We start from the raw sequence: 23756 nt of genomic DNA, 5'->3' as shown, positions 1-23756 counted from the left end.
CGATATGGCCGCAAGTGGTTGCATCACGCCTGTGACGTCATGTGAGAAGGTGGCGAATTGGGAGTGCTGGATCAAGCTCCAGCACTCCCAATCACTGACCCGCATGCATTCCTCCACCGCACATCAAACGTCCCGGGCCGTTCACTGACCCCCTCCGCACTCACGCAATCTTCTGCACAATGAGATAGATATGCAGCTCGGGAAACTGGTCGTACTCGAGATGTCGGCAGACGCAGTCCTGCCCGGACACAATCTCGAGCAGCTTGGGGATTCCCAAGGCGGCGTGGTACATGGGCTGGCCTTCACAGGGATTGATGATGTCCTCCGGCTGGTCCACCCCACCACTGGTGAAGATGAGAATGCCGCCCTCGCTGAGCCCGGTGCACAGCTTCCGGAGAATCTTCTCGTGCTCGACCAAGGGCGCGTGCCAGATGCTGTCCCATGCGGAGATGAGGTCATATTTCCGGGGGAACTCCCACGTGCAGATGTCCGCGAGGTGAAACGTGACCTCCGGATGCCGCTGCTTCGCCAGCCTGAGCATCTCCGGGGAGATGTCTAGACCCTCGACTTCGAAATCCTCCTTCAGCATCAGGTCGATGATGCGCCCGCTGGACCCGCAGCCGACGTCGATGGCGGTCTTCTTGTCTTCACAAAACTGGATGGCCTTCTCGTGCTGCGCGATGCCATTCGCCCGATTGAAGTCGTCGCTGTTCCAAATGGGAGCCAGTTGGTCATAGCTCTGGGCGACTTGTTCCGGAGTCATGGGGTGAAGCTAGGGAGTGTGTTGGCGCGAACGTACAACGAGACAAATACTTGCCCCGGATGGCAGCCGGTGGGCAGGGGAGTTGGGACGAGGGTAAACACCAGATTGTGCGGAAAGAAAGTTATTCTGTCCCTGAGGTGACGGCGGAAATGGAATGGGAAGGGGGCAAAGACTCTCCTCGACTGTGCAATGACGCGCCCCCCCCCGGCCCCGCCTCGCGCACCTTTTCCAGATGCCCCCCGCGTCTTCCCCTGCTAGGAATGGGCATGTCATCCCCCCAGCCAGAATGGCTTCCTGAACTCATTGCCCTGCTCGGTCCTTCGAATGTCTCCACGGAGGAGGGCACGCTGGCGGTGCATGCCACGGACAAGTGGTTCGCCTCGCGCACGCCGGAGGTGGTGGTCTTTGCAGAGAACACGGCGCAGGTGAGCGCGCTCATGAAGTTCGCCACGGAGCGCCGCATCCCGGTCACGCCGCGGGGCTCAGGCGTGGGGTATGTGGGCGGGTGCGTGCCATTGCAGGGAGGCATTGCCCTCTCGCTGGCACGCATGAACAAGATTCTGGAACTGAACATTGCCGATGGCCTCGCGGTGGTGCAGCCGGGTGTGATCACAGGCGACCTGCAGGATGCGGCACGCGCACAGGGTTGGTTTTACCCGCCGGACCCCGCCAGCCTGCGCGAGTGCTCGCTGGGCGGAAACATCGCCACGAATGCCGGTGGTCCACGCTGCCTGAAGTATGGCGTGACGCGCCACTACGTGCTCGGTCTGGAAGCCGTGCTGGCAGATGGCACCGTGCTGCGCGCCGGTGGTCGTTGCCACAAGAACAAGACGGGCTTCGATCTCATCGGCCTCTTCGTGGGCAGTGAGGGCCTGCTGGGCATCGTGACGGAAATCACGCTGCGCCTCATCCCGCATCCGCCGCTCCGTGCCATGCTCGGGGCCGGATTCGCCAACTTTGCGGAGGCGGCCACGGCGGTGCAGCGCATCCTCGGCAGCGGGCACCTGCCTTCGGCCTTGGAAATCAGTGACCGCTTCACGCTGCAAGCGGCCCGCAACTACGTGGGTGAAGGTGTGCCCTCTGGCGATGCGCATCTCATTGTGGAAGTGGATGGCCAGCCGGAAGCGGTGCCCCTGGAAATCGAGAACTTGCGCGTGCTGCTCACTGGATTGGGTGCGCTCGAGGTCAGCACCGCGGTGGGCGATGCCGAGTGCGAGAAATTCTGGAAGCTGCGTCGCGAGTTCTCCTACAGCCTGCGCGCCACGGGTCTCACGAAATTGAATGAAGACATCGTGGTGCCGCGCGGGAGGCTCGTGGAGCTCGTCACCTTTGCCGAGCTGCTCCAGCAGGAGAGTGGCTTCCCCGTGGCCTGCTTCGGCCATGCCGGAGATGGGAACATCCATGTGAACATCATGGTGCCTGATATGAATGACCCCGTGCAGCGCGAGCGCGCGGAGGTGGCGCTGGACCGCCTCTTCCACCAGGTGCTGGCCCTTGGTGGCGCCATCACGGGCGAGCATGGTATTGGCATTGCGAAGGAGCGCTGGTTCCCCGAGGCCGTGGGCGAAGGCGCGCTCAGCACGCATCAGCGGCTGAAGGCGGCGCTGGATCCGCTGGGGATTTTGAATCCCGGGAAGTTCGTGAAGGCTGGTTGAGAATCGGGCGTTGAGTGTTGAGAGCCTGAGGGGAGAAGGAGCCGTTCGGGCGACGAAAAAGCTGTCCGAACTGTCCTGGCTCGCGTGGGACGTTCGTCATGCTTTTGACGGGCCGCTGCGGCAGTCCTTCTCGAACCACTTCCATCCAAAGACCAAACGCATCCTTCTCTTCTCATGAGCCGACTCATTTTCATCACCCTTCCTGTCGCAGATGTGCCCAAAGCCACAGCCTTCTACAAGGCGTTGGGCTTTGGCCACAATCCCCAATTCAGCGATGACACCGCCTCGTGCATCGTCATCAGCGATGTCATCCACGTCATGCTGGGGACGCATGAGAAGTTCACCAGTCTCACGCCCAAGGCGATCTGCGACACGAAGACGACCACCCAAATGCTGCTCGCCCTCAATTGTGAGAGCCGCGAGGAAGTCGATGGATTTGTGGCGAAGGCCCTGAGCGCCGGCGGCACGACCCAGGGGAAGCCAGAGGATGATGAGTTCATGTACCAACACGACTTCACCGACCTGGATGGGCACGGGTGGGGCCTCTTCCATATGAAGGCCACGCCGCAGTAGCCAAAGGTGTTCGCGGGCTGGAGGTTAGGCCTCTGGCCTGACGGCAACCCCGCCGACTACTCGCTCATCACGTCATGAGGCCGATTCCAGTTCACCGCAAAGGGGCAGAGAGGCAAAGGACGTAGAGGGGAGAGTGGGATTGGCGGGTGGGACGTGCCACGCGCTGTGGTGTGGCGGCATCTCGATGCAGAGGAGGCAGAGGCGCGGTGGGGGATGCGCGGAAGGGACGACTGTGAGTTGACCGCGCGGGCGAGGTGGGTGGGTTTTATCGCAAAGCAGCAGAGCAGCAAAGAAACTGAAGGAGGTTAGGCGTCTCGTCTGACAGCGGATGTTAGGCCTCCGGCCTGACCATCATCTCCTCCACCAGTGCCCAAAGTAGTCACACGACTCGGCATCCTGGCACGCCCAGCGTCAGCCCAGCAGGCAGCCATGCAGGGAAGATGTGGTCGAAGGCCCTCCGTGCTACCCACCTTCCCGCCTTTCCCCATGCCGCTCCCGGCATCACCCGCGTCTGCACCCCGGACGTATCTGCTCTGGACCGGAGTTCACTCACGACGCCCCTCAACTGCAACTTTTCAGTGCCAAAACGGCCATCTGCGGTAGACTGCCCGTCCCGCTGGCTCCGGTTGGCGGTGAAACTGCCTCACATCCATGGATTGCCGTCAGGAAGAAATCGTCACGGGACTGCTCAAGTCCTACCAGGAAATTGGTGGCATCAATCATCTCGACTGTGCAAACCTGCCGTCGAAGCATGTCATCGCGACCTTGTGCGACGACCTCCTGCACCTGCTCTTCCCCGGATTCTACTCGGAGGAGGCGGTCTCCAGCGATGAACTGCCCCTGGCGGCCAATGAGCTGGTGGCCAATGTGCGCTCGCAACTGAGCGAGGAAATCGGCCACAGTCTGCGCTACAAGAACGGTGACGGCTCCGCGAGCAAGACACAGGCGCAGGACTACTGCTGCAAGTTCCTCTCGAAGCTTCCTGAGGTGCGCCGCGTGTTGCAGACGGACGTGGAGGCCGCATATGAGGGCGACCCGGCGGCACGCAGCTATGAGGAAATCATCCTCGCGTACCCCGGCCTGGAGGCCATCGCCATCCAGCGTGCCGCGCATGAGCTGTACAAGATGGGCGTGCCGCTCATCCCGCGCATGATGACGGAGTGGGTGCATAGCCGCACCGGCATCGACATCCACCCCGGTGCGCAGATTGGCACGCATTTCTTCATCGATCACGGTACCGGCGTCGTCATCGGCGAGACGTGTGTGATTGGCAATCGCGTGAAGCTCTACCACGGCGTCACCCTCGGTGCGCGCAGCTTTGCCAAGGATGACAAGGGCAACCCCGTGAAGGGCATCAAGCGCCACCCGAATGTGGAGGACAACGTGACCATCTACCCGAACGTGACTGTACTCGGTGGTGATACCACCATCGGCGCGCGCAGCACGATTGGGGCGAATGTCTTCCTCATGCACAGCATCGCGCCGGATACGCTGCTTGCCGTGGGTGACCAGGACTTCCGCATGCTGGACAAGTCAAAGAAGCGGGCGAGCTAGGAAGGCGGGGAGAAAGGAATCTGCATGCGTCGTTCCGTGGCCTCCTCCATCGGATTGTTCGCAGGCGGCGGCGCGTGTGTGGCAGGCATTCTGTATGCCTTTCCCCACCTTGATGCGAGATGGGTGGGCCTTGTGTGTGTGGTGATGGCCCTGATTCCGCTCGCAGAGAGAGGGACCGGGAAGTGATCACGTTCCCATGCGGGAGTTGTGAGTGTGGCAAGCGCGGGTGAGTTTTTGTTTACAGGGGTATGCATCATGCTATGGACTTCCCATGAGGTTGTTTGCTCCAGCGTTTTCCCTGTTCGTTACTGTATTGACGCTGGCTTCCTGTGCGCACCCGGGGGGACGGAGGACAGTGTACGTCGAGGGCGAGGGTGACCGTGGGGGCAATGCTCGTGAGTCCGCTTTCAGCGGGTATCGGAACAGTCTGGGCAGCAGCAGGAGCAGCGGGTATGGGAGTACCAGCAGCATCTGGACGCCGGCGAAGTCGCGCCGGACCTCTGCCTCCAGCGATGACTATTCCGTGTCCTCCACGGCTCATAGCAAGCCACGGCGCAGCCTTTTCGGACACTCTCCTCTGAAATGGAACACGTCTTCGAAGCAGAAGACTGCCACCGCATCCACCACGCCCACGCGCCGCTACTGGTTCTCCAAGCCCAAGGATGAAAGCACCAGCAGCCGGGGCTACACGGGACCACAGCATTCGGAGCTGGTTGGCCTCTTCTCCGGCGCGAGTGGCGGGGGCACCTTGCGCAGCAGCAACTACACGGCCGAGCCCGATGGCTTTGGCGGGTATACCACCACCTCCAGGAACGGGAGCAGGATCAAGTGGCGCCCCAAGCTTTTTGGCGGCTACACCGGGGTCGGCAGGTCGGGCCAGCAGTACTCTATCCGCCCGGACTATGAAAACAGGAGCCTGTTGAAGCCAGCCTCCTCCCAGGGACAGCTCTTTAACAGCGGCTTGGGCTATGACAGTGGCAGCCTCCTGCACAAGAACCGGGGGAGCAGCTCCCTGGGGAATTACAGCACCGGCTACAGCACTCTCGGGAGCAGCAGCAGCAGCTTTGGCTACGGCACGAGCGGTAGCACCTACAAGCCCTACAGCAGTGGCAGCAGCTCCGGCTATAACAGCCTGCTGAAAAGCGGGACCGGGAGCAGCTTCGGCAGCAGCAGCGGGTATGGCTATGGCAAGAGCAGCAGCGGCAGCTCCGGCTACGGCAGCATCCTGAAGTAAGCCAGCCCGCGGTGGCGGGTGTGGGAGGATACGAGCAGGTGGGCTTGCTTGGGAAACTTTCCTCCCGTGGTTCTGAACTTTGGGCGAGCGGCAGCCGTTTGGCCGCTGGATTCCTCGTGCGTGCGTGGTGATGGCGAGGCGTGAAGCTCCCAAGGAAGCGGAGCCTGGGGAAATGGAGCGGGAGATAATGGTCAGGCGGGACGCCTAACCTCCGGTGGAGCGCCGCAGACTCGCTCCCCCTGTCAATCCCCCACCTCCATCTTTAGTTTCCAATCCGCCGCTCCCGCCAGTTGCATTTCCTGCCGGGGTACAGAACCTTTCCGGTATGGAACGTGAGTCGCCGTCTGCGGTGCGGCAGTTGTGGTTCAGCTTTTTGGAATCCGTGAAAACGCGGCTGCCGGCGCGTCGGGAGGCGAGGACGTTGCCCATTTTGAAGCAGCACCTGCAGGAGCCGCCGGTGGTGGATGCGGATGTTTCTGGGAATGTCGAGGCAGAGGAGGAGCAGGAGCAAGAGGCGGGCATCTCCATGTCCCCCGAGCGTCGTGGCCGTGATGCAGTGCTGGAGAAGCAGGCTCGCGACTGGCTGGACCGGCTGGGGCTGCATGAGGGGGCGATGAAGTTACGCGTGGAGTGGAATCGCAAGCTCCGCAGCACTGCTGGATATGCGAAGTGGCCCATGTGGAAGGTGGAGCTGAACCCGCTCCTGGCGGAGTTCCCCGGACAGGTGGACCGCACGCTGAAGCATGAGCTGGCCCACCTCATCGCCTACGCACGGGCGGGGCGGAAGCGCATCGACCCGCATGGGAAGGAATGGCGGAAGGCATGTGCGGATCTCGGCATCCCCGACGAATCCGCCCGGCATACCCTGCCGCTTCCCCGGTCGAAGCAGACGCGGAATTTCACCTACCAGTGCCCTTCCTGTCAGGTCAAAGTGGAGCGCGTGAGGAAGTTCCAGCGCCACACGGCCTGCCTCGCGTGCTGCCGGCAGCACAACCATGGCCGGTACGACGCCCGTTTCCAGTTCACGTTGATTGGGAAAAAGGACTGAGCTGGAGCGGAGTTGATGGTTGAGGGTCGATGGTTGATAGCCTGAGACTGAGGAGCTACCCGGGGGGAAGTGCATCCACCCGTCGGGGTGAGCGCCGCACCTGGCGTGAAGCAGCTCAGCTCAAACTCAGGCTATCAACCATCGACCATAGACTATCAACCCTCCCCATCCCGTGCTGGTTGCGCGGGCGGCGTTCCTGCCCATCTTCCCGCCCGTCATGGAGTCCTCTGTCCGCACCGCTCACGCCCCCACCTGCGTTATTGAGAATTTCTTCCCCGACCTCGGGGCGGAGAACTACCTCATCAAGCGTGTCATCGGCGAGCCGCTGGATGTCTTCGCAGATGTCTTCACGGACGGCCATGTCATCCTCTGCGCAGTGCTGAAGTGGCGACCCGCCGGCAGCAGCCGCTGGTATGAGGCGAATATGAAGTCGCTGGAGAATGACCGCTGGACCGGTCAGTGCACCTTCCCCAAGGCAGGCCGCTGGGAGTATGTGGTGGAGGCTTGGGCAGATGAGTGGCTCACGTGGAAGAAGCATTTCAAGGCGAAGTACGATGCGAATGACCCGGAGCTGGGTATCGAAGCCCGCGAGGGGGCTCTGCTGCTGGACGGTGCCGCTCAGCGTGCCCGTGCCGCAGGCGCCTCAGACACCGCGGTGGAAATCACCCAGCTCGCCGAGATGCTCCGTGTGCTGCCGCCTTCGGAGTTGATTGAGATTCTGCTCGCCCCTGCGCTGCAAGCCATCCTGGACCGGCATCAGGACCGCAGCCTCAGCACCATTTCACGCGGGTTCCGCGTCATCGTGGAGCGGGAGCGCGCCCGCTTCTCCGCGTGGTATGAGTTCTTCCCCCGCAGTGCCGAGGGTAGGGGGGACAAGCACAGCACCTTCCGCGATTGCCTTCCCCGGCTCGATGACGCGAAGGACATGGGCTTTAACATCATCTACTTCCCACCGATTCACCCCATTGGCGTCAGCAATCGCAAGGGGAAGAACAATACGCTCAAGGCGTATCCCGGCGATGTGGGCTCCCCGTGGGCCATTGGCTCCGCAGAGGGCGGGCATCGCGCCATTGAGCCCGCGCTCGGCACCATGGAGGACTTCCAGTGGCTGCTGCAGGAGGCGCGGAATCGCGGCCTGGAGATCGCGCTCGACTTCGCCATCAATTGCTCACCAGACCACCCGTATGTGGCCGAGCATCCGGAGTGGTTCTACCAGCGCGAGGATGGCTCCATTCGCTACGCGGAGAATCCGCCAAAGAAGTACCAGGACATTTACCCGCTGAACTTCCACAACCCAAACTGGAAGGCGCTGTGGCGTGAGCTCATCGACGTGGTGCAGTACTGGGTGAGCCATGGCGTGAAAATCTTCCGCGTGGATAATCCGCACACGAAGCCGGTTTCCTTTTGGGAGACCCTCATTGCTGAGATTCATGCGAAGGACCCCGACGTCATCTTCCTGGCCGAGGCCTTCACGAAGCCGCGCATGATGCAGGCGCTTGGGAAGATTGGCTTCAGCCAGAGCTACACCTATTTCACCTGGCGCGAGGAGAAGCAGGGGCTCACCCAGTATGCCACCGAGCTCAGTGCCGGGGAGATGAAGCACTACTACCGTGGGAACTTCTGGCCAAATACGCCGGACATCCTGCCGTACCCGCTGCAGAATGCGCCTGCGTCTGCCTTCAAGATTCGTGCTGCACTCGCGGCGCTGCTCATGCCGAGCTGGGGCATGTACTCCGGCTACGAATTCTGTGAGAGCAAGCCGCTGCCTGGTCGTGAGGAGTATCTGGACTCGGAGAAGTTCCAGCTCGCGTGGCGCGATTGGAATTCGCCAAACAACATCAAGGGCTTCATCCGTGAAGTGAACTGTGCCCGCAATGAGCACCGCGCGCTGCAGCTCTACGACAACCTCAGCTTCCACAATGCGGAGCACAATGAGGTGATTGCCTTCAGCAAGGTGACGCCCGACTGGTCGAACCGCATGCTGGCCATCATCAATATCAATCCGCACAGCTCCGCCTCCACCATGGTGCACCTGGACATGGCCGCGCTCGGCCTGCCGCACGACCGGCCCTACCAGGTGCATGATGTGCTCCACGGGAACAGCTACACCTGGCAAGGCAGCTCAAATTTTGTGCACCTTGATCCGAACGCCACCTTCATGCACCTTTTCCGCGTGGAAGTGTGATGTCTTGAGGCACGCATCCTTCCGGCTCTCCCATCCGACTCTATGAAAGCGCGCGTCACCACCTTTGCTGTCCTGCTCACGGCGGCCTTGGTGGGGCATGTCATTGCTTTGCGCATGTCTCCTGAGTATCAGGGGCGCGTGCGGGAGTTTGAGCAGGGCTTCCTGGACTTCCTCATGGCGAATTCGCAGGAGAGTTTCCAGAAGGCAGTGCCGGATTCGTCTGCGGATGTGGTTCTGGTTGAATTCCGGGAGGAGGACAAGGCTGAGTTCAGCGCGTGGCCACCCGCACCGCTGGATTACATCATGCTGATGAAGAAGCTCGCCCCGGCGAATCCGGAGGTCATCGCGTTTGTCGAGCCACTGCGCTGGGAGGCGTCGGACGCGCAGTTCATTGGAAAGCTCCGCGAGTTGCTGCTTCCCGTGCCATCCGTTGTGTTGGGCTTCGATGTTTCCACAGAGAAGGCAGAGTCGTCGCCCGAGCAGCAGGAGTTTGTCTCCAGTGGCTTGCCGTTCTTCCGTGCCCAGGCGGGTGACTTCTCCCAAGCGGGAACGACCTTCCAAAGCGTGTCCCATCTGCCGGACAAGGCCCTGCGCATCGGCACGGAAGTGGGCATCGCACGCGTGCTGCCCGGCACTGCGGTGAAGGAATCGTATGAGGCCCTGCCGTTCGTGGTCAGTGATGGCTCGCATCTCGTCCCGACTCTCCCAGCGCAGACTGTATCGCGGTTCCTGCGCATGGCTTCTTTCAATCTCCATCTGCGCTTCGGCCCCGGAGCACGGTTGAGCCTCAGTGATACGCATGTGGTACCGCTCGACAAAGGCGGCTCCATGGTCCTGGATGACAAACCCACCGTGCCGAAGCTCGATGCGCTCATGCTGCTGACACCGCGCATCGATGACTCCGTGCCGGACACCTCCACGGATGTTCTGGGGAAGGGCAAGGTGGTCGTGATTGGCATCGGTGCCTTTGCCCAGGCTCAGGCCCGGGCCATCGCGCAGGCGCTCGCCGTACCGCACCTGCACCGGGCACCGCAGTGGGGAGAGTGGGCATTCGCAGGAGCCATGGCGCTGTTCTCGCTCTGGCAGTTTCGTCGTGGCCGCATCAAGGCCCTGCTTGCCGGCATCCTGCTCGCAGCGCTGGCAGCCATCGTTTGCATGCTCACCTTCCAGTCCTCCCTCTGGTGGTGGTCACCCGCACCGGCCACCGTCGTGCTTGCCACGACCACGCTGTTTTGTTTTTTGTGGCCGCATCGCAAGCGGGCGGCTCCGGAGCCGAAGGCGCAGGATTTGTCTGACGTGGTTGGGGATGCGGCGGCGTAGCGGTGAGAGTCGGAAGGTGCAGGGGTGTGTTCATCTTCGTGCCTCTGTATTGAATCCAATGCAGCCCGCCACATCCAGCGTCCCTGCAACGGCCCAGGGACCCTTCATACGCTCCAGCCGGACGGAGCGACAAGGTGCCCCCCCTTTGCACCTCCGCTTGCCAAGCTCCTTTTTTGCCCGTAGGGAATCCGGCTCGCGCCGCGGCGCGATTTTTAGTTAGACCTCATCCACATGACATTTCGCAGTTTGCTGCGCCGCAAGGAAATCGGCGCAAACTCCTACCTCATCGAAGCAGGCGGCAGCCGCATCATCCTCGATGCCGGCGCGCACCCTCGTGAAAAAGGGCTGGAGTCACTGCCCAACTTCAGCTCCGTGCCCTATGACAGTGTGGATGCCATCATCATCACGCATGCGCACCACGATCACATCGGGTCGCTGCCCGTGCTGCAGCGCCAGCAGCCGAAGACGCCGGTCTTCATGACCGAGGCTACCGGTGAACTCACCGCGGGCATGCTGCACAATTCCGTGAACGTGATGTCCAGCCAGCGGGATGAGTTGCAGATTCACGAGTACCCGCTCTTCACGCACAAGGAGATCGACGGTATCGTGTCGCAGTGGGACTACCGCGACCTGCGCAAACCCTTCATCCTCCCGGGCACCAATGTGGAGTGCACCTTTTTTGATGCCGGCCACATCATGGGCTCTGTGGGGGTGCGCTTGCGGCATGAGGGCAAGACGCTCTTCTACTCCGGCGACGTCAATTTCGAATCCCAGACCATCACCAAGGGGGCAGACTTCCCCACGGAAGACATTGATGTGTTGATCATCGAGACCACGCGTGGTGATTACCAGCGTCCCGAGGACTTCACCCGCCGCTCGGAAAAGGAACGGCTCGGCAAGGCCATCCGCGAAACGTTCCAGGCCAATGGCGCCGTGCTCATTCCCGTCTTCGCCCTGGGCAAATCCCAGGAAGTGCTCGTGATGATGCATGAGCTCGTGGAGATGGAGCTCATCCCGCCGGCGCCGGTGGTCATTGGTGGCTTGAGCACCAAGGTCACCGTCACCTACGACCAGTACGCGCACAAGACCCGGCGCAACTACGAGGGCTTCCGCATCCTCGAAGACATGCGTACGCTCGTGGCCCCGCGCAAACGGAAGAAGGAGCTCACCTACAATCCGCAGACCATCTATGCCCTCTCCAGCGGCATGATGAGCGAGGGTACCACTTCGAACCAGTTCGCGCGCCAGTTCCTGCCGAACCCTCGCAACACCGTGGCCTTCGTCGGCTACACGGACCCGCTCACGCCCGGTTATCGTGTGAGAAATGCCAAGCCCGGTGAGCTCGTGGTGCTCGATCCAAAGCTGCCTGCAGTCGAAGTCAACAGCCGCGTGGAGAGCTATGATTTCAGCGCGCATTCCACGCGCGAGAGCATTGTGGAGTACGTGAAGCAGGTCGCTCCTGCCAAGGTGCTCCTCGTGCATGGCGACCCGCCGGCGCAAACGTGGTTCCAGCAGAGTCTCACCCGCGAACTGCCCCAGTCAGAAATAGTGACTCCCGAAGGCGGCGAGCAGATGGCGCTGTGGTAGGCGGGCATTCCCAGGTGGAATGCCGGAATTCTCAAAGGAGTGCGGACACTCTTGTCCGCGCTCCGCTGAAAAGTCCTTCGTCCCTAACGTGACGGGACGCACGGTGTTTCTTTTGTGTGCCGCTGCGGCTGGCAATCAACCTTAGCGCGCCACCGTCGCCGCGCCTTCTTCGACCGTCATGATCGGGTTTACGCGATTGCCACCCGGATCAAGAATCTTCACGGACACATAGAAGAGCACGTTCTTCTTTTCCACATTGCCGAGCTGGCTCTGGAAAGCGCGACCGATGATGGGGATGTCACCGATGATGGGGACCTTGTCATCGATGTCCTGGCGCTTTTCGTACATCACTCCACCCAGCACCACCGTCTGGCCGTCATACACGGTCACATTCGTGGAGATCTTGTTGGTACGGAAGATGGGCTGCAGGATTTCGTTGGGCGTCGCGATGGTGTTGGGCGGCACATCGGAACCGGTCAGTGTGATGGGGGTGCCGTAGTTGATGAAACCCTCAAACTCGACCAGGCTCGGGACGAGGTTGAGTTCCACCGTGCGATTGTCCGGTCCCACCACGGGTTCCACCTCGAGAATCACACCGACCTCGCGCATCTCGAATGCGGTTGGCGTAGTCGGGGTCACGGGAACCACGCCCGGGCCATTCACTTCCACGCTTACAGGAACACCATTGACGATGGTAACGGTCTCAGAAGAACCCAGGCTCTGGGGAATCTGTGGCGGGTCGAACTCAGTAGGGTAGATGAACTCACGCGAGACGGACACCCGGGCGCGCTGGCCGCTCTTGGTGACCACATTCGGAGCGACGAGGAAATCCACACCCTTGTTCTGGTCGAGCGTGCGCAGCACCATCTGGAACTGTGGGTCGGTGAAGACCCCCGTCACGGAGAAAGTGCCGGGCGAGCGGGAATCCAGGCCCACATTTCTTCTCTGGCCGATGAGGCCGTCAATCGATGGCGTTCCCAGAATGGCTCCAGAGCTGCGCAGGCCCGAGGTGATGGGATTCACGCCAATCGGAACGTTTGTACCGGGATAGCCAAGACCGAAGTCAGAACTCGCGAAGGGAGCGTTACGCTGATTGCCGACCGTGCCGCCGCTGCCGAAGACCTTCTCCGTGCCAGGCAGATTGAACTGTCCCAGAAGCCAGTCGAAGCCGAATTCGTTGAAGCGGTTCTGGTTGATTTCCACCATCCGCACCTGGATTTCCACCTGTCGAGGCACCGCGCTGGCGATTTGGTCCACCATGGCGTCGACGAGCACCAGATTCTCCTCGGTGTTGCGCACGGTGAGGATGTTCGTGGCGGGACTGTAGGATGCCGCAGCGCCTTCGGGGAACTTCACACCGCGCTGCTCCAAGAACTCCCGCACGCCCATGCGCCGAATAGTCAGACCCGTGGCCGCCGGTTGCGGATCGAAGGGATTGGCAGGAGGAGCAGCGGCTCCACCGGACGGGGCGTTCTGCAGGAAATCAGGAGGGACGCGATAGCTGCGGGAAACAAGGGTATCAGACCGCTCCGCACGGGAGGTGATGGTCACCGCGAATTCGTCCACCCGGTAGATCGTACCGGTCATTTCCGTGGCATACCGGAGCACTTCCTCTAGCGGCACGCCCACCATGTTGAGGGTCACGGGCTTGTTTGCGTACTCCGGGGCGACCTTGAGCACGAAGTCCACGCCCTTCTTCTGGGGGTCAATCTCGCGGCTGCGGATGCGCAGGAACTCAACGACTTCCTCAAGACCGGCACCCTGCAGCTCCACCATGGGCACCATGAAAGTGCGCAGCTTCACCAGATTGGACTCGCGGGTGCCTCCCATCACGCCCAGTTGAGCGGATGCGCCAAAAAGCTTGGACAAATCGACCGGTACAGAGTCTTCCCAGCCCTGATCCACCGCGGACAGCATTTTGGCGCGGGTGTGGTCCCTCGCGGTATCGAAGTAGTCATCCTTGTGCTGCTCCGACTGCTCCATGCCACGGCGGGCGGCCTTGTTGTAGGGGTCGATTCTCAGGGCTTCCTTGAAGCGTTCGTTCGCCTTGTCGAAATTGCCCAGATTGATATGGCTCCAGCCCAAGCGGAGTTGCTCCTCCACCCTGGCTACATCTTTGACATGCTTCGGAGTCAGTGCCGGCTCGTAGCGGTCGGGATCATCCAGTTCCTTTTCGAACTGCTTGGCGTCCGCATATCCCGGATTGAAATCTTCAGCGAGAACGGATTTCAGCAGGGTGCGGGCATCATCATAGCGAGCCTCTTTGGCCAGTTGGCGAGCGTAGAGCACCGCCGTGCGGGAGTAGCCATCCCGGGCCTCGGCACGCAGGGAAGCGGCCATGGGAGCATTCGGCAGGAGATTCCACGCCTCACGATAGCTGGCGGCGGCCTCCGCATGCTGCCCTTTCTGTTCAAGGAGAGCGGCTTCGGCGATGTAGACTTTGGCCTGTTGCATCAGGGCGGCACGACGGGCCACTTCCCTTTCGGCAACGGAGGAGGTCGGGGCCCCTGCTGGGCCAGCCTGGAGGAGCGTTGCGGTTCCACACCAGACGCTGCCAGCCAGCAGGAGAGGGCAAAGAGCCTTCCTGGCGGTCGTTGAAATGGGCAGTGGGGGGGTACCTCCGGGCATTTTTAGAATCAAGGTCGCGATTAGAGCGTATTTGCCGGAGAATGACAATCTTCTGCTGCACGAAAAGCAGAATTCAACGCCGGAGAGCCTATGATTGACAAAGGCCATCCGTTTCACACCAGTACCGCCCCCCGTTTCCGCACCTCTCAATGATGCCCCGTTCCCTTTCGCACCGTCTTCTCGCTCTCTTCGCCGGTACTGTTGCCGGTTTGCTGCTGCCCCAGGCATCGAGTCCGGCTCAGGCAGGTACGCCATTGCCAGAAGGGAACTCAAGCTCAGAGATGTTCGGAAAGGTCTATCATTGCAACCCAGGCCCTTGGGGGCAGCTTGAGTATTATTATATCTACCTCGAGGCACCCCAGAGCCTCATTGAGCATTTCCCCATGCCCAACTCCGTCACCAAGTGGGAATTCCCCGCCGCGACGGAAGGTGACCTCAGAGCGCTATTCACCCGCGCATCTCTTCCCCAGGCGCTTCAGGACTACCTGCTGGATGCCAAGAACTGCGTGAACAAGGACGGGAGAATCACCGTCTTCCCCCCGCTGCCGGACCTTTCGGCCATGACTCCCGCCCAGCGCTCTGTCATTTATGCCGAGCTGGCGAAGACACCGGAGAACGAGTTCTACTTCAACCCTGTGTTCATCACCAGCGGTAGTGTCGACCAGTGGCTGGGCCAGTCCCGTCTCAATCCAGAGCTCCGGGAGGTGATCAAGAAATTCACCTACATGCGTGGCGAGGTGCTCGCCTTCAGCGACCTCTCTGCTGTGCTGAACTATGTGAAGACGGACGCCGAGGCGAAGGACTTCTTCAAGACCATGACCCGCACCCGGTCTCTCATGCTCAAGCTGGTCGTGGATGACAACACCGACTTCAAAAGCGTGGTTCGCTACTGGAGCGGTCGCAAGCGAAACAAGGACATCGAGCCCCTGGTCGGCTCTACCCTGGAAACCGAGGGCGAAAACAAGCTGGACGTCATCCAACTGCTGCCCTCGCTGGCCCGCCGATTCCTCTATGGCTACCCGCCCATGGAACTGGCCGTCCTCGGCCGCATGCCGGACTGCCACTGGACGTCCCTCAATTTCTTCAACTACAAACCCCGCGAGTACTATCTGGACACCCGCCTGGCGACGGCTGCGGTGCTGGAGAACTACAATCGCATCGAGGCTCCCTTTGAGTTTGGCGATGTGCTCATGTTCCTCAATGCCCAGGGAAATGCCATCCACTCCTGCGTCTATGTTGCGGACGACATCGTCTACACCAAGAACGGTGAAAACATCGCATCCCCCTGGCTGCTGATGAAGATTGGCGACGTGCAGCGCATCTACTCCTACGAGGGTCAGACCAGCGTCCAAGGCTTCCGCCTGAAAGCCTCCGTGGAGACGACAGGTGGGGAAGAGTGAACCACGGGGCGGAAGCGCCTTTTGAGGAAGTCGGGCCTTCGGACCGGACATCGACCGGCGGGTATTCCTGCCCACCAGCCATTTTGGGCGGACATCCATAACTCCTCATGAGGGGAGCATTCGATGCGCACGAGCGGAAAGGTTGGCATCAGCTTGCCGCTTCCATCGGATACCGAGGCGCAGTTGCGCGCCGCCGGACCTCTCGCAGCCCCATTTGCCTTCTACTCTTCCGTCGCTGGCTGTGACTGTGGCTGTGGATTTTTCCCACCCTCCAGGAACTTGCTCAGATGTACCGCCGCCGGGTTGGTGCCCAAGCGCTTCAGCTTGGGGTGTGCGCCCCTGGTATCCAACTCGAAGAATCCCGCGATGGGAAAGACGGTGTTTTTCTTGGAATCATATGCCCAGGCCATGATGTCATGCAGCCCCGGAGGCAGTTCATTCAATCGGAAGCGCCCTGAGAACCCGGCCAGCACCTCCTGCGTCACACTTTGCCCTGGCAAATGCACAAACTGTGTGTCCTTGAAGAACATCTCACCAAGGAACAGCGGCATGCCCGTGACCTGCTCCACGTGGAAGATTTCCCAGCGTCCCTCGCGTGGAATACGCCGCGTGAGGAAGACACCGTCCGCCACACGCTCTCGTGAAGCCAGGCACGCATACCCTTCAGCGATGCCGTAGAACCCATCGTCATCCATGCCAATCTCGATGTTCTTGAACCTCGCGGTGTTTGAGCTCAGCATCTTTGGCGCGAGGCGGAAATTGTTGAGCTGGCGATCCTTCAGCAGGGGTGGGTCCAGCAGGCCCAGCCTGTCCGCAAGGATCGCGTAGTGGGGATTCACCGGCACCACGTTGTCCATCTCGGGCATCACTTTCACGAAGCGCGTGGTGACCGCGCCGCGCAGGCGTGAGGACTGCCACATCTCCATGAGGTGCTGTCCATGCACCCAGGAGGCCGCCTGCACACAGCAGAGCACCACCGCCATGGCCAGCATCGCGCGGTTCACGGTGCGCACAGGAGTTTCGCGCTGCTTCTGCCAGTCCCGCACAATCAGCCAGGTGAGCACGATGAGCGAAACGGTCAGCGGAACCGGATGAATGGCATACCGTGGGGCGATCGCATTGTCTCCATTCGTGGACGCCCACATGCGTCCCACCGCCACGAGGCAGGCGGTCGCGATGGAGTACGCGCCGAACATCAGCCAGGGCAGAAGCTTCGCCCGGATGTCCAACCGTTTCCAATGCCACAGGAGGTACGCCATTGCACCCGTGTACAGGAGGACGGAGATGAGGCCCGCATAAAAACTCGCGTGCATCACGCTGAGACTGCTGCCACGCCCCAGATGCCCGCCAAGGAAACGCAGCACATACGGGACGGCCCTTCCAGGCTCCTTGAGGAATCCTGCTAGGTCACTCTTCAGCGTTTCATGACCATCCTGCTGCTTGTACGCGAAGGCGGAGTCCACCTCATTCTTCAGGTCATGGAAGTAGAGGACCATGGTGATGCCGAAGGCCACCAGCCACAGCGCGCCGAAAATGTGCCGCGCTAGGGAATTGCGGATGACACCGCCGAACCAGACGATGGGCAGCGGCAGGAGCCACACAAGGATGCCGGAGGCGAAACTCTGCGTGGCGCAGCTTGCGGCCAGCACACCCACGATCCACCGCAGCCACAGTGGCCACGGAGAAGTGACGGCCACCAGCGCCGTGCTCAGGAAGAAGGCCGGACAGGCCACCTGAAACATCATCGCCCAGAGCACGATGCGGTACTGCACCGGTGAGAAGAGGGTGAGCGCTGCCAGCATGAGCAGGGGCCACCACGTGAGGAAGGACTTCCCCGAGGTGCGCTTGATGAGGACGCCCACATTCACCTGGGTGAGGACAAGGAGAAACCAGCAGAAGAACATCTGCATGGTCCAGTCCGTGGGCCACACCTTGTGAAACACCATGATCACCGCCCGCACAAATGCCATGCGGTGCTCCATCTGCACCATGAAGTAGTCCGCCACCGTCAGTGTGCCCAGGGCGTCCTTCTCGAACATATGCACAAACATCCAGTCATCGAGGAAGGGGATGTTCACACGGTGCTCACGGATGAGCAGGAAAAGCGCGATACCCGGCAGGCTGACCAGAAGGCAGCCCAGGACCAGCCGGAATCTCTCGATGAAGGTTGCCGGCTTCTGGACCGTGCCCGGCAAGGTGGACTGGGAAACCGCGGGTGCGGCCGGTTGGGGGGACAGGGAGGATTCCACCATGAAGGATGTGCGATGTGTCAGACTCCGTGACTGGCGGCTTTGCTGAGAATGTCCTTCACGACAGTGCCGGAGACATCAGTGAGACGGAAGTCGCGGCCTTGGAAGTGGTAGGTGAAGCGTTCGTGGTTGATGCCCAGGAGGTGAAGCATGGTGGCATGGAAGTCGTGCACGTGCACCGGAGTTTGTGCCACATGATATCCGAGTTCATCAGATTCTCCGTGGGTGATTCCAGGCTTGATGCCGCCTCCGGCCATCCAGAAGGTGAAGCAGTTCGGATGGTGATCGCGTCCTCCTTTGTCCCCCTTGCCCACACGGCCCTGCAGGTAGGGCGTGCGGCCAAATTCGCCACCCCATACCACCAGCGTATCCTTGAGCATGCCACGCTCCTTCAGATCCATGATGAGCGCGGCGCTGGCCTGGTCCACTTCACGGGAACTGATGGGGAAGTCCTGTTCCATGTTGCTGTGCTGGTCCCATCCCGGATGGAAGAGCTGGATGAAGCGCACTCCTCTCTCCGCCAGTCGGCGCGCCTGCAGACAGTTTGCTGCGAAGGTGCCCGGGGTGCGTGAGTCAGGACCGTACAAATCAAAGACATGGGACTGCTCCTTGCTCAGGTCCATCACGTCTGGAATGGCCGTCTGCATGCGGAAGGCCATCTCGTAGGATTCCCAGCGCGCATCCGCATCCGCACTCACCGCTGTGCCCGGTTGTACGGACTGCAGTTCTTTCAGGCCATCCAGCATGCGCCGGTTCGCTTCACGAGGGATGCCGGGAGGGTCGCTCAGGTAGAGTACAGGGTCTTTGGAGGCACGAAGCTGCACACCATCGTATCTCGCAGGAAGGAAGCCACTGCCCCACAGTTTGCTGCTCAAGGGCTGGTCCACAGACCTCCGGGAGATGAGCACAATGAAGGCAGGCAGGTTTTCATTCTCGCGACCGAGCCCGTACTGGATCCATGAGCCTGCGCTGGGACGCCCCGCGATGGGGGAGCCTGTCTGGATGAAGGTGATGGCTGGATCGTGATTCACCGACTCCGAGACCATCGACTTCACAAAGCACAACTCATCCGCCACGCGCGCGATGTGCGGAAACGCATTGCTCACCCAGGCACCGCTCTGTCCGCAGCGGGTGAAGGGATGGGAGGAACCTTTCAGCTGGAAGAGCGTTTGGTTTCCCGACATGCCGGGCAGTGACTGGCGGCCCTTGCGGAAGGAATCTGGCAGACTCTGTCCCTGCAGCTTCTGCAACTCAGGCTTGTAATCGAAGCTGTCCACATGGGACGGCCCACCGCTCATGAAAAGGAAGATGACGCGCTTCGCCTGGGGGGCGAAATGCGGGAGCCCTGGCAGTGCGTTGCCCGCAGGCATCGCTGCAAGATTGTCATGGGAAGACGCATTCCCCGCGAGCAGGCTGGAAAATGCCATGCCGCCGAACCCCAGGCCCAGACGGCTGAGAAGCTGGCGACGTGTGGTGTGGGAGCCAATCATGGGATCAACGGTGCAGGGATTCGTCGTGACTCATGAGCGCGCGTACCAGCAGTGTGGTGGCGGCCACCTCATCGGGAGGCAGGTTTTGTTTCACCGGAGCCTGCCCATTGCTGTGCAGCAGGGTGGAGGCTTCGGTTGGGTTTGCATGGAAAAATTCCAGTTCCACTTCCAGCAGATGCATCATGGCCGTGGTCTCCGCCCCGGTGGGCTCGCGTGACGTGAAAAGGCGGAACGCTTCCACGCAGCGTGCTTGCGAGTCATCGCGATGTTCGTTTACCAGTCGCTCCGCGAGGACGCGCTGAGCTTCCACATACTGCGTGTTGTTCAGCAGCATGAGTGCCTGGGCTGGGGAGGTGGTCTGCTCACGACGCACCACGCAGAACTCGCGTGAAGGCGCATCGAACGCGGCGAGATCCGGTGGTGGCAGGGTGCGGCGCCAGAAGGTGTAGAGGCTGCGGCGGTACAGGTTCCCCCCTGTATCCGTCTTGTAGCTCTGCTGGAGACCGGACTCCTGATAGAAATGTTCCGGCACATACGGACGCGCGCTGGGACCGCCTATTTTGGGATTGAGCAGACCACAGGTCGCGAGCGCCTGGTCGCGCAGTTCTTCCGCGGTCAGTCGCACGTGTGGGCCACGCGCCAGCAGTTTGTTTTCCGGGTCCTGGGAAAGGGTGGCCGCGTTTTCAGGGCGTATGCTCTGTCCAAACGTTTCGCTCAGCACCATGAGACGTACCATGCGCTTCACGTCCCATCCGTGTTGGGTGAAGGTGCAGGCCAGCCAGTCCAGCAGTTCAGGATGGGTGGGCAGTTCGCCACGCGTGCCGAAGTCCTCTGGTGTCCCCACGAGCCCACGGCCAAACACAGTCTGCCACAGCCGGTTCACCGCCACGCGACTGGTCAGCGGGTGCTCGGAACTGGTGAGCCACTGGGCGAGACCCAGACGGTTGCGCGGCAGTTTGTCCGGGAAGGGGAGCACGGCCTCCGGCATTCCCGGCTTCACCTCAGCGGAAGGCTGCCGGTAGTCACCACGCACGCGGACAAAGCTTGGCCGCAGTGCAGGCCGCTCCTGCATTACCATCATCTCCAGCACGTCATTCGTGGTGGCGGTGAGTTTTTTCCGCAGAAGCATGGCCGAGTGCGCCATGTCCTTCCACTCCTGGCACTTCGTTTGCAGCCACCAGTCATACCAGTCATCGGCGGTCGCATGCAGCCCGGCGAGATGTCTGGTTTCGCCATCGCTCAGGGAGCGGCTGAAGACATGGAACTCATCTACGGCACAGTTCTTGAGCGGTGAATCGTGGAACCGCCCGCCCAGCGCGAAGAAGATGGCATCGCGATCGATGTCGCCCCACTCCTCACGCCGGGCGATGTCCTTCTGCAAATGATCTTGCACGGTCTCGCTGGCCACAGGCTCACCGTTGATCCACATCTTCAGGCCCGAGGCGCGGCTGCTGCCATCATAGCTCACCGCGAAATGGGTCCATTGATTCAGCGGCAGCGGTGACTTGGCGCGGATGCGGATCTCATTGCCGGGATGGAAATGCATCAGGGCGAAGGAGGGCACTTCATTCTCCAGCAGCACTTCATATCCACGGCCATCATCCAGTCCGCCGCGTGACCAGGAGATCACCACCGCGCGGTCGCGATGTTCCCGCGGTTGCATCCAGAGAGCAAAGCTGAAGCGGTCGTGCTTGTGATACTCGCCGAGCCCCGGGAAGGTGATTTCGTCATCCCCCTTCAGCAGCACCGCGCGCCCCCGTCCTGGGGGTCCTTCGATGGACTCCAATTTGGCACGCTCACGACCGGGCTTCTTCTTGTTCGCGTTGTTGACCACGTCCTTGCCGCCCTTGGGTTTCGCGTCATCGAAGAGGAAGCGCCCCTTGGCTTGCGGCTTGTAGGGAGCGATATCACCCCCACCGAACCAGCCTTTTACCCGGTTCCACGCGCCGGGGGTCAGCTCTCCGGGCACACCATTCGCGGCGATCCACGCATCGTACTGGGGGCGCACGCGCTTTTTGATGTCATCGAGCTCACGTTCCACTGCTGCGATCTGCCATTGCAAGGCACCGAGGCGCAGTTGTTCCGCCTGGTTTGGCAGCAGGATGGACGGCGAGGGCACGGCCTTCGGGCAGTACTGCGAGTAGACGCCATTTTCCTCGATGTTGTCGAACATCGCGGCCATCTGCCAATACTCCTTTTGGGAGATGGGATCGTACTTGTGGTCGTGGCACTTCGCGCACTCCATGGTGAGTCCCATGAATGCCAGGCCATTCACTCGCACGCGGTCACTCACTTGGTCGAGGCGAAACTCCAGCGGGTCACTGCCGCTCTCGTTGGACTGCGGGGAGAAGCGGTTGAAGGCGGTGGCCACACGCTGCTCCACGGTGGCTCCGGGCAAAAGATCTCCCGCCGTCTGCCATTCGACGAAACGATTGTAGGGCAGATTGGAGTTGAAGGCGTGAATCACCCAGTCACGCCACGGCCATGCGATCATGTCGCCATCTTCGTGGCGCCCATAGCTGTCCGCGTAGCGGGCGGCATCCATCCACTGTTTTCCAAAATGCTCCCCATAGGCTGGCGCATCCAGAAGACGATCCACCACCTTCTCACGTGCTACCGGCGACGTGTCTGCGAAGAATGCCTCCAGCTCTGCGGTGCTGGGTGGCAGACCCGTCAATGCAAACGTGACGCGGCGCAGCCACGCCGCACGCTCTGCGGGTGGCGCTGCCTTGAGTCCGTGTGCCTTCAGGTTGGCGAGAACAAAGGCATCGATCGGGTTCTCCGGCTGTGTCCCCTCATGGGAAACCTGGGGCACTGCAGGCATCACCGGCGGTATGAATGCCCAGTGCTTTTGATACGCAGCCCCTTCCTCGACCCAGCGTTTCAACAGTGCCTTTTCGTCCGCGCTCAGGGACAGGTGAGAGTCCGGCGGAGGCATCACATCCTCCTGGTCCGCGGTGAGGATGCGCTGCACCAGCGCGCTGTGCTCCGCGTCTCCCGGAATCAGGGCCTTCGCTGAAACGGCTTGGTCGAAATCATCGAGCCGTAGCTTGGCCTTGCGTGCCCGTTCATCCGCTCCGTGGCAGCGAAAACACCGGTCTGCCAGGATGGGGCGGATGTGTTTGTTGTACTCGAGTTTTTGAGGGAGAACTTCCTGCGCAGCATGCGCCAGCCCGTTGGTGCAGATAAGACATGCACCAACCGCAATCCAGCGTTGCGGAGAAGTCATGAGGGTCATGAGACGAGCGGCGGGGATGGACGATGCTACGTTTCTATGGCTTATCCACCACGAATTTCTACTTAGAAATAGAAAACTTTGCTGTATTTTTACGTAGAAATTGCCGCCAAGCGAAGCAAAGAAAAGCAAAAAAAGGATTTTTGCCTGTCGAGGGTGGTGCTCAAACGGAAGCGGGACGTCAGCGCTTGCGCTTGCCGTCCAACTTCACCAGCAGGATTTCAGCCATGCTGACCCGCTCGCTTTGGCGGAGCTTCTTGGTGACATCCAGAAGCTGGTTGAGCAGGGCGCGCTCCCGAGTTTCAGCGGCTGGCACTTCCTCCAAGATGTCCCTGACAGCCAGTTCCAGCGCACGGTAATCGTTGCCGGTATCCAGTGCGATGAGGAAACGGGTTGGGGACACTTCCACCAGATGGAGAAACGGGATGCGCTGTAGCGTGAGACTGGGGCCAACGACAATGAGCCCGGTATTGGGCGCCATCTCCAGCACTTCCACGAGCGGTTGCTCCTGTTCCTGATCACGCAGCGCTTCCTGAGTCAGGCGCACGATCGCACGACCGCGGTCGGGGTCGATCTTCTGGAGTCCCTGCAGCGTGCTTTCCGGCAACGTGACCGTGATGGGACGGCTGGGCTCGTCAAACTTCGGCGGACGGCCTCCCCCATAGCGGTTGTCAGATGTTGGAACGGGTTTCACGGTGGCGGCTGGAACTGTGATGATGCCAGGCATGCCGCATCGGCGCTCCGTAAGAGCAGACGCTGCGCCACTTCCCGGAAAGGTTTCCCGGCGAACACTCAGGTGCATGGATGTTTGAGAAAGGGGAGGGGCGTGTCAATG

At 61.1% G+C, this 23756-nt stretch carries 16 protein-coding genes; 10 read left to right on the top strand and 6 right to left on the bottom strand.

Going from position 1 to position 23756, the window contains the following annotated elements; all coding sequences use genetic code 11:
• Positions 1 to 160: 160 nt before the first annotated feature.
• Positions 161 to 763, bottom strand: coding sequence for a class I SAM-dependent methyltransferase (locus tag DES53_RS27120; protein WP_113961470.1), 603 nt, complete (start codon positions 761 to 763; stop codon positions 161 to 163).
• Positions 764 to 1029: 266 nt separating this feature from the next.
• On the opposite strand from DES53_RS27120, the gene DES53_RS27115 reads away from it, so the two are divergent.
• The 9 genes from DES53_RS27115 to DES53_RS27080 all read left to right on the top strand — a co-directional run bounded on the left by DES53_RS27115 (position 1030) and on the right by DES53_RS27080 (position 11919).
• On the top strand, positions 1030 to 2418 hold the full coding sequence (locus tag DES53_RS27115; RefSeq protein WP_113961495.1) for an FAD-binding oxidoreductase: 1389 nt from the start codon (positions 1030 to 1032) through the stop codon (positions 2416 to 2418).
• A 174-nt stretch (positions 2419 to 2592) separates the two neighbouring features.
• Complete coding sequence (locus DES53_RS27110) at positions 2593 to 2991, top strand: VOC family protein (RefSeq protein WP_113961469.1); 399 nt, start codon at positions 2593 to 2595, stop codon at positions 2989 to 2991.
• Positions 2992 to 3642: 651 nt separating this feature from the next.
• Positions 3643 to 4545, top strand: coding sequence for a serine O-acetyltransferase EpsC (epsC, locus tag DES53_RS27105; protein ID WP_113961468.1), 903 nt, complete (start codon positions 3643 to 3645; stop codon positions 4543 to 4545).
• 24 nt (positions 4546 to 4569) lie between these two features.
• Positions 4570 to 4731, top strand: coding sequence for a hypothetical protein (locus tag DES53_RS33250; protein WP_170157448.1), 162 nt, complete (start codon positions 4570 to 4572; stop codon positions 4729 to 4731).
• 85 nt (positions 4732 to 4816) lie between these two features.
• Positions 4817 to 5779 carry a hypothetical protein gene (locus DES53_RS27100; protein WP_147263648.1) on the top strand — a complete coding sequence of 321 codons (963 nt, stop codon included), beginning with the start codon at positions 4817 to 4819 and terminating at the stop codon, positions 5777 to 5779.
• 382 nt (positions 5780 to 6161) lie between these two features.
• Positions 6162 to 6827 carry a SprT family zinc-dependent metalloprotease gene (locus DES53_RS27095; protein ID WP_170157447.1) on the top strand — a complete coding sequence of 222 codons (666 nt, stop codon included), beginning with the start codon at positions 6162 to 6164 and terminating at the stop codon, positions 6825 to 6827.
• A gap of 217 nt (positions 6828 to 7044) precedes the next feature.
• Positions 7045 to 9012, top strand: coding sequence for an alpha-1,4-glucan--maltose-1-phosphate maltosyltransferase (locus DES53_RS27090; protein WP_113961465.1), 1968 nt, complete (start codon positions 7045 to 7047; stop codon positions 9010 to 9012).
• A gap of 42 nt (positions 9013 to 9054) precedes the next feature.
• Complete coding sequence (locus tag DES53_RS27085; RefSeq protein WP_113961464.1) at positions 9055 to 10332, top strand: CHASE2 domain-containing protein; 1278 nt, start codon at positions 9055 to 9057, stop codon at positions 10330 to 10332.
• 231 nt (positions 10333 to 10563) lie between these two features.
• Positions 10564 to 11919: an MBL fold metallo-hydrolase gene (locus DES53_RS27080; protein ID WP_113961463.1), complete on the top strand. Its 1356-nt coding sequence runs from the start codon at positions 10564 to 10566 to the stop codon at positions 11917 to 11919.
• Positions 11920 to 12060: 141 nt separating this feature from the next.
• Here DES53_RS27080 and DES53_RS27075 read toward each other — a convergent pair whose 3' ends face one another.
• A complete protein-coding gene (locus DES53_RS27075; protein WP_113961462.1) occupies positions 12061 to 14547 on the bottom strand; it encodes an Amuc_1098 family type IV pilus outer membrane protein in 2487 nt (828 codons plus the stop codon).
• Positions 14548 to 14696: 149 nt separating this feature from the next.
• On the opposite strand from DES53_RS27075, the gene DES53_RS27070 reads away from it, so the two are divergent.
• Complete coding sequence (locus DES53_RS27070; protein WP_147263647.1) at positions 14697 to 15947, top strand: hypothetical protein; 1251 nt, start codon at positions 14697 to 14699, stop codon at positions 15945 to 15947.
• Positions 15948 to 16168: 221 nt separating this feature from the next.
• Here the strand turns inward: DES53_RS27070 and DES53_RS27065 are convergent, their stop codons facing one another.
• The 4 genes from DES53_RS27065 to DES53_RS27050 form a co-directional block, all read right to left on the bottom strand.
• Positions 16169 to 18199 carry a hypothetical protein gene (locus DES53_RS27065; RefSeq protein WP_113961460.1) on the bottom strand — a complete coding sequence of 677 codons (2031 nt, stop codon included), beginning with the start codon at positions 18197 to 18199 and terminating at the stop codon, positions 16169 to 16171.
• Positions 18200 to 18216: 17 nt separating this feature from the next.
• Positions 18217 to 19686: a DUF1501 domain-containing protein gene (locus DES53_RS27060; protein WP_113961459.1), complete on the bottom strand. Its 1470-nt coding sequence runs from the start codon at positions 19684 to 19686 to the stop codon at positions 18217 to 18219.
• A gap of 4 nt (positions 19687 to 19690) precedes the next feature.
• Complete coding sequence (locus tag DES53_RS27055; RefSeq protein ID WP_170157446.1) at positions 19691 to 22915, bottom strand: DUF1553 domain-containing protein; 3225 nt, start codon at positions 22913 to 22915, stop codon at positions 19691 to 19693.
• Positions 22916 to 23102: 187 nt separating this feature from the next.
• Complete coding sequence (locus tag DES53_RS27050; protein WP_113961457.1) at positions 23103 to 23648, bottom strand: hypothetical protein; 546 nt, start codon at positions 23646 to 23648, stop codon at positions 23103 to 23105.
• Positions 23649 to 23756: the final 108 nt, after the last annotated feature.

It is taken from the genome of Roseimicrobium gellanilyticum (assembly GCF_003315205.1).
In the GTDB taxonomy this organism is placed as follows: domain Bacteria; phylum Verrucomicrobiota; class Verrucomicrobiia; order Verrucomicrobiales; family Verrucomicrobiaceae; genus Roseimicrobium; species Roseimicrobium gellanilyticum.
This window is presented reverse-complemented; position numbering and strand designations above follow the sequence as displayed.

Bases quoted from the DNA above. Each gene is read 5' to 3' on its own strand.
- DES53_RS27120 (WP_113961470.1), bottom strand. From the start codon at position 763: ATGACTCCGGAACAAGTCGCCCAGAGCTATGACCAACTGGCTCCCATT.
- DES53_RS27115 (WP_113961495.1), top strand. From the start codon at position 1,030: ATGTCATCCCCCCAGCCAGAATGGCTTCCTGAACTCATTGCCCTGCTC.
- DES53_RS27110 (WP_113961469.1), top strand. From the start codon at position 2,593: ATGAGCCGACTCATTTTCATCACCCTTCCTGTCGCAGATGTGCCCAAA.
- epsC (WP_113961468.1), top strand. From the start codon at position 3,643: ATGGATTGCCGTCAGGAAGAAATCGTCACGGGACTGCTCAAGTCCTAC.
- DES53_RS33250 (WP_170157448.1), top strand. From the start codon at position 4,570: ATGCGTCGTTCCGTGGCCTCCTCCATCGGATTGTTCGCAGGCGGCGGC.
- DES53_RS27100 (WP_147263648.1), top strand. From the start codon at position 4,817: ATGAGGTTGTTTGCTCCAGCGTTTTCCCTGTTCGTTACTGTATTGACG.
- DES53_RS27090 (WP_113961465.1), top strand. From the start codon at position 7,045: ATGGAGTCCTCTGTCCGCACCGCTCACGCCCCCACCTGCGTTATTGAG.
- DES53_RS27085 (WP_113961464.1), top strand. From the start codon at position 9,055: ATGAAAGCGCGCGTCACCACCTTTGCTGTCCTGCTCACGGCGGCCTTG.
- DES53_RS27080 (WP_113961463.1), top strand. From the start codon at position 10,564: ATGACATTTCGCAGTTTGCTGCGCCGCAAGGAAATCGGCGCAAACTCC.
- DES53_RS27075 (WP_113961462.1), bottom strand. From the start codon at position 14,547: ATGCCCGGAGGTACCCCCCCACTGCCCATTTCAACGACCGCCAGGAAG.
- DES53_RS27070 (WP_147263647.1), top strand. From the start codon at position 14,697: ATGATGCCCCGTTCCCTTTCGCACCGTCTTCTCGCTCTCTTCGCCGGT.
- DES53_RS27065 (WP_113961460.1), bottom strand. From the start codon at position 18,199: ATGGTGGAATCCTCCCTGTCCCCCCAACCGGCCGCACCCGCGGTTTCC.
- DES53_RS27060 (WP_113961459.1), bottom strand. From the start codon at position 19,686: ATGATTGGCTCCCACACCACACGTCGCCAGCTTCTCAGCCGTCTGGGC.
- DES53_RS27055 (WP_170157446.1), bottom strand. From the start codon at position 22,915: ATGACTTCTCCGCAACGCTGGATTGCGGTTGGTGCATGTCTTATCTGC.
- DES53_RS27050 (WP_113961457.1), bottom strand. From the start codon at position 23,648: ATGCCTGGCATCATCACAGTTCCAGCCGCCACCGTGAAACCCGTTCCA.